This window comes from Weissella ceti, from assembly GCF_018394055.1.
Lineage (GTDB): Bacteria > Bacillota > Bacilli > Lactobacillales > Lactobacillaceae > Weissella > Weissella ceti.
Genome location: NZ_CP074441.1, coordinates 1,441,957 through 1,456,903, shown reverse-complemented (window position 1 = coordinate 1,456,903; position 14,947 = coordinate 1,441,957). Strand labels below are relative to the sequence as shown.

Below are 14,947 nucleotides of genomic sequence, written 5' to 3'. Positions count from 1 at the left end.
TCATGGCAAAGAAAGATTATTCAGACCTAGTAGCAGAAATTATTGAAAATGTTGGTGGGGAGGACAACGTTGATAACGCTATTCACTGTGTGACGCGTCTACGTTTCTACCTAAAAGATCCTGAGAAAGCCCAAACAGAGAAACTTGCGGCATTAGATGGGGTTGCAGGAGCTGTTTACAACGAGCAACTAGGTCAATACCAAGTCGTCATTGGCCAAGCTGTCGCAGACGTTTATGAAGAATTAGCCAATCAATTAGGCCTTTCTACAGACGAAGACATTGATCCAAAGAAGGAAACACCCAAGAACAACGAGCATAAGCCGCGTACTATTGGGGGCATGTTCCAAGCCTTGGTCGGAACCATTACTGGTTCAATGATTCCAATTATTGGTTTGTTAGCAGCCGGTGGAATGATTAATGGTTTGTTGACTTTGATGTCTGATCCAACCTTGTTGAACTGGATTGATGCAAGCTCAGATACTTATGTCATTTTGTCATCAATGGCAATGGCGCCGTTTTATTTCTTACCTGTATTAGTTGGGTTCTCAGCTGCTAAGCAACTAAAGTCAGATCCATATGTTGTCGCCGCGATTGGTGGATTTATGATTCATCCAGCGGTGCAAGATTTGACACGACCACACATTGCAGGAAACGCAATTGTGAATCCTGAAGTCATGGGTAATCTATTTGGAGTACCGCTTAACGCAACATATCTAGGAATGTCTATTAATATTCCATCATACGCATACACAATTTTCCCAATCATTTTTGCAGCCTGGTTGGCACGCCCAGTTGGGAACTTCTTTAAGAACCATCTGCCACTAGCCTTGCGCCCAATCCTACAACCAATGTTTACGTTGTTCATTGTTGGATCAGTCGTATTGATTGGGGTTGGCCCAGTCATTTCAATTATTTCATCAGGAATTGCAGCTATCATTACAGGAATGATTAATCTGAACTTGGCCATCGCAAGTTTCATCATTGGTGGCTTGTATCAAGTCTTAGTTATCTTCGGGTTGCACTGGATGGTCATTCCCATTTTGACGCAACAAATTGCGGAAACTGGGCAATCAAACATCAACATGATTGTTTCATTCACGATGTTAGCCCAAGGTGCTGGAGCGTTGGCTGTCTTCTTCAAGGCCAAGAACACAGGTATTAAGGCATTGGCAGGTTCAGGTGCATTATCAGCTTTCGCCGGAGTGACTGAACCCGCGATGTACGGTGTTAACTTGAAGTACGGACGTGTGTTCTTAACTTCTTCAATTGGGGCAGCGTTTGGAGCTGGTTTGGCTGGTTTATTAGATCTACACATGTACGGATTCTCAGGTTCACTGATTGGATTCCCAAATTTTGCTTCACCAAAAGACAACCCTAATAATTTCATGGTGTTCTGGATTGCGACGGCAGTTACACTAATCATCTCATTCACCCTAACGTACTTATTTGGGTTTAAGAATGATGGTGTTGTGAAAGAAGATGTTGCACAAAAGAACGTCTTTAAAGATGCAGTTAAATAAAACAACAACATAGTAACGGAATAAGAGGAGTAAGAGATGACCGAACAAGCATGGCGTTTGGAATATACAGAATTAGCCACAGAAAAGCGCGCGTATGGACAAGAATCATTGTTGACGCTTGGAAATGGTTACCTAGGTTGGCGTGGGGCATCAATTTTCCAATCTTTTAATGACCATCATTATCCTGGCTTGTACGTGGCAGGTGTCTTTAATCAAACGAGTACACAAGTGGCCGGGAAAGATGTAATCAATGAAGATATGGTGAATTTACCTAATCCACAATTGATTAAGCTATTTTTGGATGGCACGGCTGTAGACATTAATCATGACACGATTAAGACGCGACGTGCAGCTGTAGATTTTAAGACGGGCTTATTTGAAGAAGTTCTAACGGTTGACGTACCGAAGGGGATGTTAACGTTGCATACAGTTAAAGCCGTTGATCCAAAGCAATATCATATGCTAGGAATGCGACTAACGATTACTGCTGACTTCACAGCAGAGTTGACCGTTGAAAGTATGATTGATGGGACTTTATTGAATCAAAACGTTGCGCGTTACCGAGCATTTGATTCACGAGAATTTGATGTTACTGAAATTAGTGGGGATGTCTTAAAGGCTAAAACACGTACAACCGATATTGAACTGGTGTTGGGAGCCGAAACAACGAGTGATGCGATGACCTTCCATAATGTTGTGGCACCCACTGATATCCAAATGGCGCGTGGTGAAATAACACTACAAGCCAATGAACCGGTGAAACTTGAGAAGTTGATTGCTGTTGCAACGAGTTATGAAATGGATGAACCATTGGCGTTTGTAGATGCAAGTTTAGCGACACACAGTGTTGATAAAGTGATCGAAAGCAGCATCGCACACTGGGCTGAAGTTTGGCAAACGGCAGATGTGCAGTTAGATTCAGACGATCCAGACATGCAATTAATGATTCGCATGAACATCTTCCATATTCGTCAAGCAGCTCAACATGCGGCGAATAAAGACTTAGATGCCTCAGTTGGATCACGTGGATTAACCGGTGAAGGATATCGTGGTCACATCTTCTGGGATGAAATCTTTGTCGTGCCATATTATGCAGCTAATGATCCAGAAACCGCTCGTGACATTTTGCGTTACCGTATTAAGCGCCTAGATGCAGCGAAGGGAAATGCGCTGCTTGATGGTGAGGCGGGCGCAATGTTCCCATGGCAATCTGGTATGACTGGGGATGAACAATCACAATTCATTCACTTGAACACCGTTAATAATGAGTGGGAACCAGACAACTCTCGTCTACAACGTCACGTGTCTTTGACAATTGCCTATAATATCTGGGTATATACCCAGATTACAGGCGATACATCGTTACTGCGTGATGGTGGATTAGAACTATTACTTGAAACAACGAAATTCTGGCTAAATAAGACGGAAAAAGATGCAGAGGGACGCTATCATATTGCTGGTGTGATGGGACCTGATGAATATCACGAAGCCTACCCAGAAACAGAAGTTGGTGGTATCAAAGACAATGCCTACACGAACTTGATGCTAACGTGGTCATTGAATTGGTTGCAAGATTTGGCTATCAAGGAAACAAAGTTATTTACTGAAGTCGCTGACAGGGTTGATTTCAACGAAGACTTAATGGAACTGGCACAAGATGCATCACGTCATCTGGCATTGGAAATCAATGACGAAGGGATTATTGCACAATATGCCGGTTACTTTGACTTAAAGCCAGTCGATTTTGCTGCTTACGAGGCTAAATATGGAGATATCCATCGTATCGATCGTTTGTTGAAGGCCGAAGGTTTATCCCCAGATGATTATCAAGTGGCTAAACAAGCTGATACCTTGATGACCATTTATAACTTAGGCGCTCATCATATGGAATCATTAGTGAAGCAACTAGGTTATGACTTGCCAGAAAACTGGTTAGCTTTAAATAAGGATTATTATTTGGAACGCACAGTGCATGGGTCAACCACATCACGCCCAGTATTTGCAGGGATTGATGTGACATTGGACAATAAATCCGAAGCACTGGATTATCTAACGACAGCGATTGGATCGGACTACTATGACATTCAAGGTGGAACGACTGCTGAAGGGGTTCACATTGGTGTCATGGGTGAAACACTAGAAGTCATCCAAAATGAATTTGGTGGCGTGATGTTGCGTGATGGTCGCATTAAGATTCAACCTAATCTACCTGAAACTTGGCATCGTCTAGCCTTTACGCAACGTTATCAAGACACCGTGTTGGCATTTGAAATGACACCTGATGTAGTGACTGTGAGTGCTGATAAGCCAATCACGATTGATGTTTACGGACAAGTGGTTACATTGGCACCTGATGTGCCCCAAACTTTTAGTAAAGGATAGAAGAATGTCATTTGAAGAGATAAAAGGATTCGCCTTTGATATGGATGGTGTCTTGGCGGACACAGCGAAGTTTCACTCAATTGCTTGGCGCCAAATCGCCGAAGAAGTGGGGACAACTTGGACACCTGAATTAGCTGAAAATTTAAAAGGTATTGACCGGATGGGATCACTCGATTTGATCCTAACGACAGGTGGTTTAGCGAATCAATATGATTTAGCTGCACGGGAAGCTTTAGCGACAAAGAAAAACGATAACTATCGTGAGTTAATTTCAACGTTAACACCAGCCGACGCTTTGCCAGGCATGACAGACTTTTTAACAGAATTAAAGCAAGCTGGTTATAAAATGAGTATCGCGTCTGCATCTAAAAATGCTGGCTTTATCGTTGAGCGATTAGGGATTGCGGATTTCTTTGAAGCAATTGTTGATCCAGCATCTGTTGCAGCTGGAAAACCAGACCCGGCTATCTTTTCTGAGGCGGCTAAAGTATTAAATCTTGAACCAGAACAAGTGGTTGGTTTAGAAGATTCTGGGGCTGGCCTACAATCGATTAATGGAGCTGGTGAAGTATCAGTCGGTATTGGAGATGCAACTGCCTTGAGTGCTGCAGATATTTTGTTTGCCGATACGTCAGAAGTCACATTGGCTAATATTAAAGCCAACTGGCCTAAATAAGAAACGCTTTAAGTCTCCAGAAACTAAAAGCGAAATGAATAAATAAAGAAAAGCGGTGAATGCTAAGGCATTCACCGCTTTGTTTTTATATAATCTTTTAAATCGCGAAGCAATTATTTGAAAATCGTCTGCGCAATGGTTTCCGCGTCAACCATATTAGAGTCATGGTCATTAGGACGAGGCAAGAAGGTTGTAAACCAACGATTCCCACCTTCAGTTGGTAGTCCCCAGATAAAGAGATTATCCATTTGACCAGACGCATTTTGAGTTTGAAGTGTACGTGGATTAACATGTACCGCGGGAATACTATAAGTAGATTGATCCGTACGTGTCATCGTCACGGGTTCAATGTACTTATCTACATATAGTTGGTGCATTAATGGATTAGTGACCTTCGTGATATTAGTAGATGGCAAGCGTGCCTCAACTAAATAATCGGTAATCCATTCATTACCGGCATCATCGGTAGCTTGATAGTGATGATCATGTACTTCAACCTTCAGACCAGGATTAGCAATTGTCACAATACCAGCAGCAATTAAGGCTTGTAATTCTTCAATACGTTCCAATGGCGGACCCACCGCAACTGTATTGTTGAAGGGACCAAACAAATCAAGGAAAGCAGCATATCCAGTACCATCAAAAATACCAGCATACAAATATTGTCGAATTAATGAACGCAAGTCTTTAACGATTTCGTATGAGCCAGAATAAGGGCCGGCCGCATTTCCTAACTCGGCATCAGCAATGTCAGTTGTTAAGAGCGCGTCCATCACAGTTACATCAGAAGTTACGGTGTGTGGATAAACACGTGCCCAATCGTAATGATATTCTGCCGGTAAATCAGATGCAACAACAGTTTCTTCCAAGTTATCACTCGCGATTAGACCTTCAATAAAGGCTGATGCATCACCAGGATAGACATCAGGTTGTTCTGATAGCAAGTTTTGGTAATAGACTAATTGCATTTCAGCTTTAATCAAACGGAAAAACGTGTGGAAGTCTGTTGGTTGTGTAGCTGTTAATCGTTCTGAAGTAAAAATTTTAGGCACGTAACTAACATGCGCGGGTTTTTGATTGACCCCACGAGCGTGCGCTAGTTCACCACGACGAGAACCGGCAATAATGTGCGGTTCGTGACCGGATGGTGTGTACACCAAGCGACTATTTGTATCGCGATCAAATTTTCCGCCACGACCAAGTGTTAACGCAGCCATGTAATCAAAGAAACTTAGACCTAAGCCGCGAAAAATAACATCTTGCTTGGCAGGTAATAAATCTAGTTTGGCTTCACCAGGGTGGCCAACTGGAAGATAGGTTAGTCCGCTATCTGCAAAGACTTGTTCTTCAGGCGTATGCTCGGTCGGTAGGTGACCAGGTGTTAGAATCACTTGATCCATCAATTCAGTCGTGCCATCAGAAAACGTTAATTCAAATTGATTATCCTTTTGAAGCGTCTTAGTGACGTTTAAACGACGATGTACAATGTGTACATTTGGATTGGCGTGTTTAATGATTTGTTCAAAGGTCCATGCAGCATAAACACCCATCAACGCTCGAGATGGATACGTATTAGGTGTTAAGTTAGCAATGACATTCAGGAAATAATCTTGATGTGTATAATTCTGTTCTTTTATAAAATCAGCGGCAACTGTGTTTAGCCATTCATACCAATTAGGTCCGCGAAGTCCAGGGAAGGGTGATTCGATGGACTCATCAGAAAACAATGTTGCGTGTGACGCAATTGTATTCGCGATGAAATATGGACTTTGTTCGGGTGACCAAACACGCCCACCGATAGGGAAAGGATCAAACAAAGTGATGGTTACTGGCGTAGTTGATTGATTCGCAAATGTCATCAATCGCTCGGTAAGAATCAGATTGCGCGGTCCAGCACCAATAAGTGCAATCTGCATGGGAGTCTCCTATTCTGCTGAAGTTTCTTCAGCTTCAAATCCAGGGTACTTGTAAACACCGATATCCTTGACGTAGATATTTCCAGCACGCTTCAATCCTTCGTTTTGCAACAAACCTGTTTTAGCGTAGCCAAAGGTAACAGTAGCCGCGGCACGAATTGAAGAACCTAGAATTTCACCAGATGTGGCATCTAGTCCAGATGGTGTATCGACTGAAACAACTGGAACGTTTGCTGAATTAATACGCTTGATAACGTCACCTAGCTTGGCAGGAACGGGCTTTGACAAACCAATTCCAAACAAAGCGTCAACGATGGCAGTGTAACTACGGAAGTCACTTGCACGTTGCTTCACTTCAATCCCATACTTGCGAGCAATGTTTAGTTGGCTCAAAGTACGAGGTGAGGCGCGTTTTTCGTCACCAAGGATTAGTAGATCAACGTTAATTCCTTTTTGAATCAACAAACGGGCGATGGCGATTCCATCACCTCCGTTATTTCCAAGCCCACATAAGACAAGGACTTTGCTAAGGTCAAAATCACCGGCACCTAAGACCTCGATGACTGACATGGCAGTACGTTCCATTAGTACTAATGGTGATACCCCAATTTCATCGATTGTGTATCGTTCTAATTGTTGCATCTCTTGTGCTGTGATTGCTTCGACCATGATAAGCTCCTTGGAATGTTTTTTAATATATTCTATTATAGGCGTTATTGAGAAGTCTCTCAATAATAAACCTATTGACTAACCAATAATAAAACCCACACCGCAAGAAAGGGTGTGGGTTTTTGGGTATTTATCAAGAATAAGGTAGCTGTTGGTCACAACATGAACAGACTTCATTATCTGACAGGCAATGGTTGGTTTTGCGCGCTAAATTATATTGTTGGTGATAAATTAAAACGATGGTTGTAGGGATTGAAATGAGTGCAATACTTCCATAGAACAGCAGCTCATTTACAGTGTTTAACGATAAACGCTGAATCAATGCAAGCATCGCCCATTGTGGAAGGAGTGCAGTCGCTAGTAAATGCCATTCCAAGACGACTTTCTCCTTATATGTTATATAGTAGGTTAAGTTTGTTTAGTGTGGATGTTCGCCTTCGATTTTAATGCCACAGTTACAACATACCTGTTGATTTAATAGGTCGTATTCAAACCAAATACTGTGATGAATCACACGTAAATTAGTGCGTGAACGATAGCAGGCGACTTTAATGATTTGTTTCGGTAGAATTAGTCCAGCAACTGGCCAACCGGAACGTAGCCCTTTTTTAATTGTCTCGGGCGGTAGTGTAATACGCACATGGTACCAAGAGATAACAACATCATATTGCTCACGAATTTGGTTCGTTTGACCTTTGCACAGAGGCAAGATTGAACCACAAGGTGATAAAATAGCAGCAGTTTGATCTTGTGTATCTAAAATATCTTCAATAAATAGATTAGTTAGTCGGATTTTTTCTTCAATTAAAGCAAGAACTTTGTTGGGGATGCCTTTTGTAAGCGAGAAGTTAAGCACAAAATGACGACCATTAAATGTGATCGCACGATTAGCCTTAACCATGTATTCGTCAGATAGAATACGATGACGTAATGAGAAGGGCTTGCTTGAGTGTTTATTAGAAATGAGACGACAACCAATCAGGGCATTTACATAAGCTGCCATGTATGACTCCTAACATAGTTGGCATAAGCGATAAGTGATATGTATGTGTCCATAGAGATGGACACGGAAATTATTTGCGTAATTGTGTCCAAATCCAAGTCTTGATCCACATGTTACCAATCCATAATTTTGATGCTGCGGTAGACTTATGTGCTGAAACAGGCGCAGCATGTAGGTCGGCTAAATTATCAGTTAAATGAAGCATATCTTCTTGTAAGTCCGTTAAACTACGAACTTCAGTTAGGTCAGGTAGGCTGTCAGTAACTTCAGATAGTAGTGGGGCATGATTTGATGCTTGCGCAGGAGTAATCAAACTAGCAGACGTTAAATTAAACAAACAGCTTGCTGTACAAATGAGTGCGGCGATTTTGAATTTCTTAGTCATAGATTGGACTTCCTTTTTTTATTTTTGCTTTTCTACAGATTTAACTATAGAGGAAAACGAAGAATCCAGTTGCACCTAGCACTTTACATGATGTAAAGAGTACTTTACATTTGCTCAAATCTAGTAAAACATGATATTATTTTAAATAAATGACATAAAGTTTTAAAAAAGGAGAACATGAGCATGCAAGATCTAGGCCAGGTACTAAAAGAGTGTCGAAATGAAGCTGGTTTATCTCAATCCGATGTTGCGGATGCAATTCATGTTTCACGTCAATCAATTTCAAAATGGGAAAACAATTCGCAACTACCAGACATTTCACGTGTAAGAGACATGTGTAATCTATATGGAGTTAGCGTAGATTGTTTGATGGAAAAGATGGAACCGGCAGAAGTACAGGGTCTTGATAATAAAGGGAACTTTGACGGTAACGTCCAACAGTTGATGGAAAATCTTCGGGCTGATTACGAGCAGGGGAAAAAGCGCACGTATTTTGATGAGAGTGTGTTGTTGCTTATTATCTTAGGCGTATGTGCATGTTTACCAATTATTGACCTAATTGCACCATGGTTAGTCATCTGGAAAAATAAGAAGACTAATCGGTACTATTGGTGGATTAATGCGATTTGTGTCATCATGTGGTTTGTGTCTTTAAGTACATATGGTATCGCTTATGTGATGTCAGAACGATTTATATAGAGTTCTTCTATATAACGCGGAATATTTAAAATATACCTATATAAAACAGCAATTGAAGGCATGCAGGCTAAAAACAGCTGTGTTACAATGGTTGACAATAATAGTATCGGTAAGGTGGAGGTTTATGATGGACGAACATACAATTCCAGAAAATATGAGTGATGTACGTGACCGTGTCATTTTGATGCAAGCACGTGGGTTTGACGTAACTGAAGATGATGTGATTCAAGAAGCCCTACGTGCTGGGTTCCAAGATATCGTTGATGGGCGTGCCGATGGTGCATATTTCACAATTCGTTGGGACGATACATTCACAGAACTTTGGATTTTGGGAATGGATAGTGAAATTGAAGGCAAGGCTGTACCTGGTGAAAAGTACGATAGCTTCGTTGAACAATTTAAGAACAATGCATCAGAGGTATGGTTTGCATTAGATGCAGCTGCTCGTAAAGCAATTGGACGATAATTAACAAAATTTAAGTTTCATTCATAAATGGATGATATATAATAGTTTCTATGCTTTTATAGATATGAATTGGAGAGAGAACATGGAAAAGTTTAAAGTATATTTGGCGGAGTTCATCGGAACTTTACTATTGATCGCAACAGGAACAGGTACCGCATTGTTCAGCGCACAAGCTGGATTAGTAGCAGTCGCCTTGGCCTTTGGGTTTGCAATTATCATTAGTGCCTACGCATTTGGTGCGATTTCAGGGGCACACTTGAACCCAGCCGTTTCATTCGCAATGGCAATGAACAAGCGTATCTCATGGCTTGACTTCTTGGGTTACGCCGGAGCACAAGTGTTGGGAGCATTGGCTGGTTCAGCAATGATCTTGGGTGTATGGTTGTCAACTGGAATGGTTGAATCAAAGATGTTCAAGGTTCTTCCTTTGGGATCAACAACATACGCTGGTCAAAACATGATTCCTGTTTCAGCAACTGGAGCCTTCGTTATTGAAGCAATCTTGACTTTCGTCTTGGTATTGGTAATCTTGATGGTTACTTCAGAAAAGTTTGGTGCTGGTGCCGTTGCTGGTGTCGTTATTGCCTTGACTTTGGCAGCAATGATCTTGGTTGGTGGAAACCTAACTGGTGCATCATTGAACCCAGCCCGTTCATTCGGACCTGCAATGATGGAAGCCTTCTTGGGAAACACTAAGGCAATTGGTCAAATGGGTATCTACTTACTTGGACCTATGGTTGGAGCTGCTTTGGCTGCTTTGATCGCTAAGTTCTTCGGTTCAGAAGAAGCTGCTTAATTAAAGTAAATTGAAAGACGACGTAATCATTTGATTACGTCGTCTTTTTTGTTTTATTTAAGGTAACATCAACGGTTGCGACATAAAAATGTCGTTTATTAACAAAATGAAAATTAGTTTGAAAAAATTTGTATATATATTGTTAACGCTTTACATGCCTATTTCATGGGAAATGGTGTAGATTTCGCCTTTCTAAATCACCTATATACACTACAAATACTTAATCGTTTTACTTGTATCTATATACTTATGTGTTACACTAATTTGTACAGAAAAACATATAGGAACAATACTTATTCTCTGTTTGGTATAGACCTATATGCTTGTAAGATAATAATATGATAGGTAAATGGTATAGTGTGATGAATAAACTAAAAGTATTTATTTCAATGCTAGCTGTTGTAATGGGGATTGGGTTCGCTACTACAACTGCGGAAGCAAAAGATATCACTTCAGAAGCACCAAACAATTTGGTCGACAATTTGAAGTTCATGGCTCCGACATTGAACCAAGGAGAAATTAGTTCTCTTACGGTCTCTTTCAGTGAAAAATATGACGAGCAATTGTCAGCTGGAGATACGATTACTTTGACATTGCCTGATGGAATCAAGGGAATGTTGGATAACGGACAACCATCAAAAATTGAATTGAAGAATTCAGCGGGCGTTGTCTTTGGTGAAGTGATTGTTTCAGAAGGTAAGGCGGTTGTTACGTTTAGTGATGCCGTAGAAAAGCTAGATAATATTCGTGGGCATTTTAATATTGCCATTATCGCGGAAAACGTACAACGTGAAACAGATTTAAAAGTTAGTCCATTGAACATGGGACTTCCTGAAAAGAATTCAAAGGGTGTACCAATGAATACGGAAGGTCTAACAATTCGTGGTGTGACAAAATACGAAGAAACTGCACCGGAAGGTGAATTTGATTACACTAAGCAAGGTGACATGGTTACTGGTGTAGGTAACGTACGTTGGTTTATCAATGTTAACCAACGTCAACAAGTCATTGAGAAGTTTGCGTCTGATATCGTAATCAAGGATACGCTTGGCCCTGGTCAAGTTTTCAAGAAGGATAGTTTCATGGTTTCACGTACAAAGTGGAATCCTACTTTGAAGAAGAATGAAACATCATGGGTTTCAATCCCGGAACTTCAAGCAGCTGGATGGGTTAAGGTTGTTAAGGATCCATCTGTTGATGGAAAGAGTTTTGAAATCATCCTGAATGTTGAAGATCCTAAGTGGACTGCTGAACTTTCAGGACAAAGTTTTGCCTTGAGTTACATCACTGATGTTACTGATCCGAAGTTAGCAGAATTCACCAATAACCTTGATATGAGCTACCAAATTGAAGGTAAGAATCCAGTTAAGGAAAATAAGAATTACCAAACAAAGAACATTCGTTTGGATGGTGCTGCAGATGGAGACACTGGGCACGCCAACCCACCATTGACTTTGAACGAATTCAATGAAAATGATGTTGACGTTATTGAAGAAACAGTAGAACCTTTGCCAGAAGATCCAAATAATCCTCAAGTTCCAAATGTAACCGAAGAACCAGAAGATGATAAGGTTACTGAAACTGATAAGCCAGAAATCTTGAATGATGGAAAGCTTGTTGAAGAAGTTTTGGAAGAAGAACAACTAGAAATCTTAGATGATATCATCCAAGAACACATCGAAGGTGGTCTTGAAGAAGGACACACTCATGAAGTGGAAATTGATGGAAAGCCAGAAATTTTGACTGATGAAGAAATTATTGATGAAATTTTGACACCAGAACAAAAAGAAGAGCTAAAAGACGTTATCGAACGTGATAAGGAAAAGCAAAAGCCAGAAGTGAAGCCTGTTCCTGAAGAGGAAAAGCCAGAACCAAAGCCAGAAGTGAAGCCTATTCCTGAAAAGGAAAAGCCAGAAGTGAAGCCAGCTCCAGAAAAGAAGAAGTCAGAAGAAAAGAAGACAGAATCTACTACTGAAGTTAAAAAGGCTGAAGTTAAGTCAGAAGACAAGTCTGATGACAAAGAAACTTTGCCAGAAACAGGATACAAGAACAACGTATTGTTGACTCTTGCTGGTTTGTTAATTGCAGGATTCGGTGCATTCTTCTACAAGAAGAACCTATAATTTTATAGTATTTACTAAGTGATAAAGTTCATGCCAGAACTTTATCACTTTTTTTGTTTATATAGGTAGATATGATAAAAGCGTATGATTTTATTAGTGGAGTCAGGTATAATTAACTTTGAAAGCTTAAAATGCATTTAAAGTAATTGGGAGAAATTTTATGGCGTATTTAGTTGGTTTAGGAGTGGTTTTACTAGGTGCTGTTTATTTTTTGAATAAGAAAATGAATAAGGCCGAACACGCACAAGATGAGAATCGAAAAAAGACATTGTTGATGAAAATAGCTATGGTGGTGTCTATTTTATTAATTGTTATTCCAAGTGTGGTGTTGCTAACTAATGGCTCAAAGCAAGAAGAGAAACATCAAGAAGCTGCAAAGGCTAAATTGGTTACAGTAGATAAAAAGGATGCTCGTTTAAAGAATGGGAAGGCTGCTGTAAAAATTACGGTCGCACAAGACACAAAGATTACAATTAAACATAAAAAGGGGCAAGTAGATCCTATACATGAAGCGGCCAAAGATAGAAAACGTCAGCTAACTATAGTGTTTGTTGTCCCAGGTGAATACGAGATTACTGCTGAACAGAATAAAACAAAACAAACAGAGTTGCTAAAGATTAAAAGTGACAGTTCACGATCATCATCTGAAACAAGCTCTAAAAGTTCAACTAGTGAAGCGTTAGAGGAAAATCAAACATCGATTTATGCTGAGGATGAAGTTGATCCCATGCAAGGAGAGCAACAAAGTGTCATAGTTCCTGATAATAGCAACAATGGGATTGTACCTCCAGTACAACCTGTCCAACCAGCTCAACCGGTGCAACCAGTGCAGCCACCAGTTCAAGAAGAACCACAAATTGTACCAGAGGAACCTACAGACAAGCCAACTGAAACTCAAACAGAGCAAGGCGAAAGCAGTGTTGAAACCCCTAATGCTGATGAGATAGCTGTAGATACTCTAAAAGAAAAAAATGTTGAGCAAGCATCTAGTGTAGTAACAGCATAGGGACGAAGATAAACATATTAGGATAGTTGAGAAAACAAATGAGTGAAAATAAAGTAATGGTTTCAGCTAAATTTGTAACCAAGCGTTTTGACTTAGCTGAAAAACAATCAGATAAATTAAAAGCCGTTTTTAAATTTTGGGATAAGGGTATTCCGAGCTTTTGGTCTGTAAAAGGTGTTTCGTTTGATGCGCATGCCGGTGAAACAATTGGAATTATTGGTACTAATGGTTCCGGTAAATCAACGCTGCTAGAAATGGTTGCAGGGATTCGTCAACCAACTAGTGGAAAAATGGAAATCAACGGTGAAACGTCAATGATCGCAGTGGGAGCCGGAATGCGTCCACAATTAACAGGTCGTGCGAATATCCGATTGAAAGCTTTGATGCAAGGAATGACTGATAAACAAATCGATGAAAAGATGGACGAAATTATCGAGTTTTCTGAATTAGGCGATTTTATTGATCAACCAGTTAAAAGCTACTCTTCTGGTATGAAATCTAAGTTGGGGTTTGCAATTTCAGTTTATTCTGAAGCAAGCATTATCATTATTGACGAAGCCCTTTCTGTTGGAGATCAAACTTTCGCAGAAAAGTCTATCGCGCGAACTAAAAAGTTCCAAGAAGAAGGAAAAACAATCTTCTTTGTGTCACACTCAGCGAACCAGATTAAGCAAATGGCTGATCGAATTATTTGGATGCATTATGGGGATATCCGCATGGATGGACCAACTGATGAAGTGATGCCGGAATACCAAAAGTTCGTCAAAAATTTTAATGCACTACCTGAAAAAGAACGATTGGCATATCAAAAAGAACATAAAGATGCGCAAAAAAATTTCACGATGGATGATTTGAAGAAGAAAATCCGTGAAAGTTCTGATAAAGGAACTCCAAGAAAAGCATTGAAATCTTTGACGGTTCCAAAAAGTAGTGCTGGAACATTGACTAATAACACTAAGATCATTTTGATGATGCTAATTTTGATGACGTCACTATTAATTGCAAAGCAAGTGATGAATGTTTCCTTCAAAGATATTCAGAAAAATGTTCCAACGATGATGCACGGTAAAAAAGCATCTAGTGCAGAATCAGCGGTCTCTGTGGTTGAAGAAAAGAAGACAGTTATTCAGAATAAGTACACTGTGCCATCAGACATGAGTACGGAAGAATTAGCAAAAAGTCTAAATGTTACACTTGAAGACCTAGCAAGTGTAAATAATTTTGAAACAGATCAAGTGAAAGCGGGCGATGTAATTACAGTGCCGCAAGAGAGGTAAGCATTGTGAGAAATGTATGGACAATAGTA

General features: G+C 40.3%; 13 protein-coding genes. 9 read left to right on the top strand and 4 right to left on the bottom strand.

Features of this window, described 5'->3' with window-relative positions; genetic code table 11:
• Nucleotides 1-2 precede the first annotated feature (2 nt).
• The 3 genes from KHQ31_RS07615 to pgmB are packed head-to-tail and all read left to right on the top strand — an operon-like array spanning nt 3 to nt 4,578.
• Complete coding sequence (locus KHQ31_RS07615) at nt 3-1,520, top strand: PTS transporter subunit EIIC (protein WP_213408973.1); 1,518 nt, start codon at nt 3-5, stop codon at nt 1,518-1,520.
• Nucleotides 1,521-1,556: 36 nt separating this feature from the next.
• Nucleotides 1,557-3,902 carry a glycoside hydrolase family 65 protein gene (locus KHQ31_RS07610; RefSeq protein ID WP_213408972.1) on the top strand — a complete coding sequence of 782 codons (2,346 nt, stop codon included), beginning with the start codon at nt 1,557-1,559 and terminating at the stop codon, nt 3,900-3,902.
• A gap of 4 nt (nt 3,903-3,906) precedes the next feature.
• A complete protein-coding gene (gene pgmB / locus KHQ31_RS07605; protein ID WP_213408971.1) occupies nt 3,907-4,578 on the top strand; it encodes a beta-phosphoglucomutase in 672 nt (223 codons plus the stop codon).
• 113 nt (nt 4,579-4,691) lie between these two features.
• Here the strand turns inward: pgmB and KHQ31_RS07600 are convergent, their stop codons facing one another.
• The 4 genes from KHQ31_RS07600 to KHQ31_RS07585 all read right to left on the bottom strand — a co-directional run bounded on the left by KHQ31_RS07600 (nt 4,692) and on the right by KHQ31_RS07585 (nt 8,551).
• On the bottom strand, nt 4,692-6,494 hold the full coding sequence (locus KHQ31_RS07600; protein WP_213408970.1) for an FAD/NAD(P)-binding protein: 1,803 nt from the start codon (nt 6,492-6,494) through the stop codon (nt 4,692-4,694).
• Between the two features lie 9 nt (nt 6,495-6,503).
• The gene (locus KHQ31_RS07595; RefSeq protein ID WP_213408969.1) at nt 6,504-7,163 is read right to left on the bottom strand and encodes an NAD(P)H-hydrate epimerase; all 660 of its coding nucleotides are present in this window, start codon (nt 7,161-7,163) and stop codon (nt 6,504-6,506) included.
• 418 nt (nt 7,164-7,581) lie between these two features.
• The gene (locus tag KHQ31_RS07590; RefSeq protein ID WP_213408968.1) at nt 7,582-8,166 is read right to left on the bottom strand and encodes a hypothetical protein; all 585 of its coding nucleotides are present in this window, start codon (nt 8,164-8,166) and stop codon (nt 7,582-7,584) included.
• A gap of 70 nt (nt 8,167-8,236) precedes the next feature.
• The gene (locus KHQ31_RS07585) at nt 8,237-8,551 is read right to left on the bottom strand and encodes a hypothetical protein (RefSeq protein ID WP_213408967.1); all 315 of its coding nucleotides are present in this window, start codon (nt 8,549-8,551) and stop codon (nt 8,237-8,239) included.
• 183 nt (nt 8,552-8,734) lie between these two features.
• Between KHQ31_RS07585 and KHQ31_RS07580 the strand changes: the two genes are divergently transcribed.
• The 6 genes from KHQ31_RS07580 (at nt 8,735) to KHQ31_RS07555 (ending at nt 14,918) form a co-directional block, all read left to right on the top strand.
• A complete protein-coding gene (locus tag KHQ31_RS07580; RefSeq protein ID WP_213408966.1) occupies nt 8,735-9,250 on the top strand; it encodes a helix-turn-helix domain-containing protein in 516 nt (171 codons plus the stop codon).
• A gap of 124 nt (nt 9,251-9,374) precedes the next feature.
• Nucleotides 9,375-9,716, top strand: a complete 342-nt coding sequence (locus KHQ31_RS07575; RefSeq protein WP_265583726.1) for a hypothetical protein — start codon at nt 9,375-9,377, stop codon at nt 9,714-9,716.
• A gap of 82 nt (nt 9,717-9,798) precedes the next feature.
• The gene (locus KHQ31_RS07570; protein WP_213408965.1) at nt 9,799-10,512 is read left to right on the top strand and encodes an MIP/aquaporin family protein; all 714 of its coding nucleotides are present in this window, start codon (nt 9,799-9,801) and stop codon (nt 10,510-10,512) included.
• Nucleotides 10,513-10,874: 362 nt separating this feature from the next.
• Entirely contained in the window at nt 10,875-12,635 is a 1,761-nt protein-coding gene (locus KHQ31_RS07565) for an Ig-like domain-containing protein (RefSeq protein ID WP_213408964.1), read from the top strand.
• Nucleotides 12,636-12,795: 160 nt separating this feature from the next.
• Nucleotides 12,796-13,641, top strand: coding sequence for a hypothetical protein (locus KHQ31_RS07560; RefSeq protein ID WP_213408963.1), 846 nt, complete (start codon nt 12,796-12,798; stop codon nt 13,639-13,641).
• Nucleotides 13,642-13,679: 38 nt separating this feature from the next.
• The gene (locus tag KHQ31_RS07555) at nt 13,680-14,918 is read left to right on the top strand and encodes an ATP-binding cassette domain-containing protein (RefSeq protein WP_213408962.1); all 1,239 of its coding nucleotides are present in this window, start codon (nt 13,680-13,682) and stop codon (nt 14,916-14,918) included.
• Nucleotides 14,919-14,947: the final 29 nt, after the last annotated feature.

What these genes read in the sequence shown, in the direction of transcription:
- KHQ31_RS07600 (WP_213408970.1), bottom strand. Translation starts at nt 6,494, where the DNA reads ATGCAGATTGCACTTATTGGTGCTGGACCGCGCAATCTGATTCTTACC.
- KHQ31_RS07610 (WP_213408972.1), top strand. Translation starts at nt 1,557, where the DNA reads ATGACCGAACAAGCATGGCGTTTGGAATATACAGAATTAGCCACAGAA.
- KHQ31_RS07575 (WP_265583726.1), top strand. Translation starts at nt 9,375, where the DNA reads ATGATGGACGAACATACAATTCCAGAAAATATGAGTGATGTACGTGAC.
- KHQ31_RS07560 (WP_213408963.1), top strand. Translation starts at nt 12,796, where the DNA reads ATGGCGTATTTAGTTGGTTTAGGAGTGGTTTTACTAGGTGCTGTTTAT.
- KHQ31_RS07555 (WP_213408962.1), top strand. Translation starts at nt 13,680, where the DNA reads ATGAGTGAAAATAAAGTAATGGTTTCAGCTAAATTTGTAACCAAGCGT.
- KHQ31_RS07595 (WP_213408969.1), bottom strand. Translation starts at nt 7,163, where the DNA reads ATGGTCGAAGCAATCACAGCACAAGAGATGCAACAATTAGAACGATAC.
- KHQ31_RS07580 (WP_213408966.1), top strand. Translation starts at nt 8,735, where the DNA reads ATGCAAGATCTAGGCCAGGTACTAAAAGAGTGTCGAAATGAAGCTGGT.
- KHQ31_RS07585 (WP_213408967.1), bottom strand. Translation starts at nt 8,551, where the DNA reads ATGACTAAGAAATTCAAAATCGCCGCACTCATTTGTACAGCAAGCTGT.
- KHQ31_RS07590 (WP_213408968.1), bottom strand. Translation starts at nt 8,166, where the DNA reads ATGGCAGCTTATGTAAATGCCCTGATTGGTTGTCGTCTCATTTCTAAT.
- KHQ31_RS07615 (WP_213408973.1), top strand. Translation starts at nt 3, where the DNA reads ATGGCAAAGAAAGATTATTCAGACCTAGTAGCAGAAATTATTGAAAAT.
- KHQ31_RS07570 (WP_213408965.1), top strand. Translation starts at nt 9,799, where the DNA reads ATGGAAAAGTTTAAAGTATATTTGGCGGAGTTCATCGGAACTTTACTA.
- KHQ31_RS07565 (WP_213408964.1), top strand. Translation starts at nt 10,875, where the DNA reads ATGAATAAACTAAAAGTATTTATTTCAATGCTAGCTGTTGTAATGGGG.
- pgmB (WP_213408971.1), top strand. Translation starts at nt 3,907, where the DNA reads ATGTCATTTGAAGAGATAAAAGGATTCGCCTTTGATATGGATGGTGTC.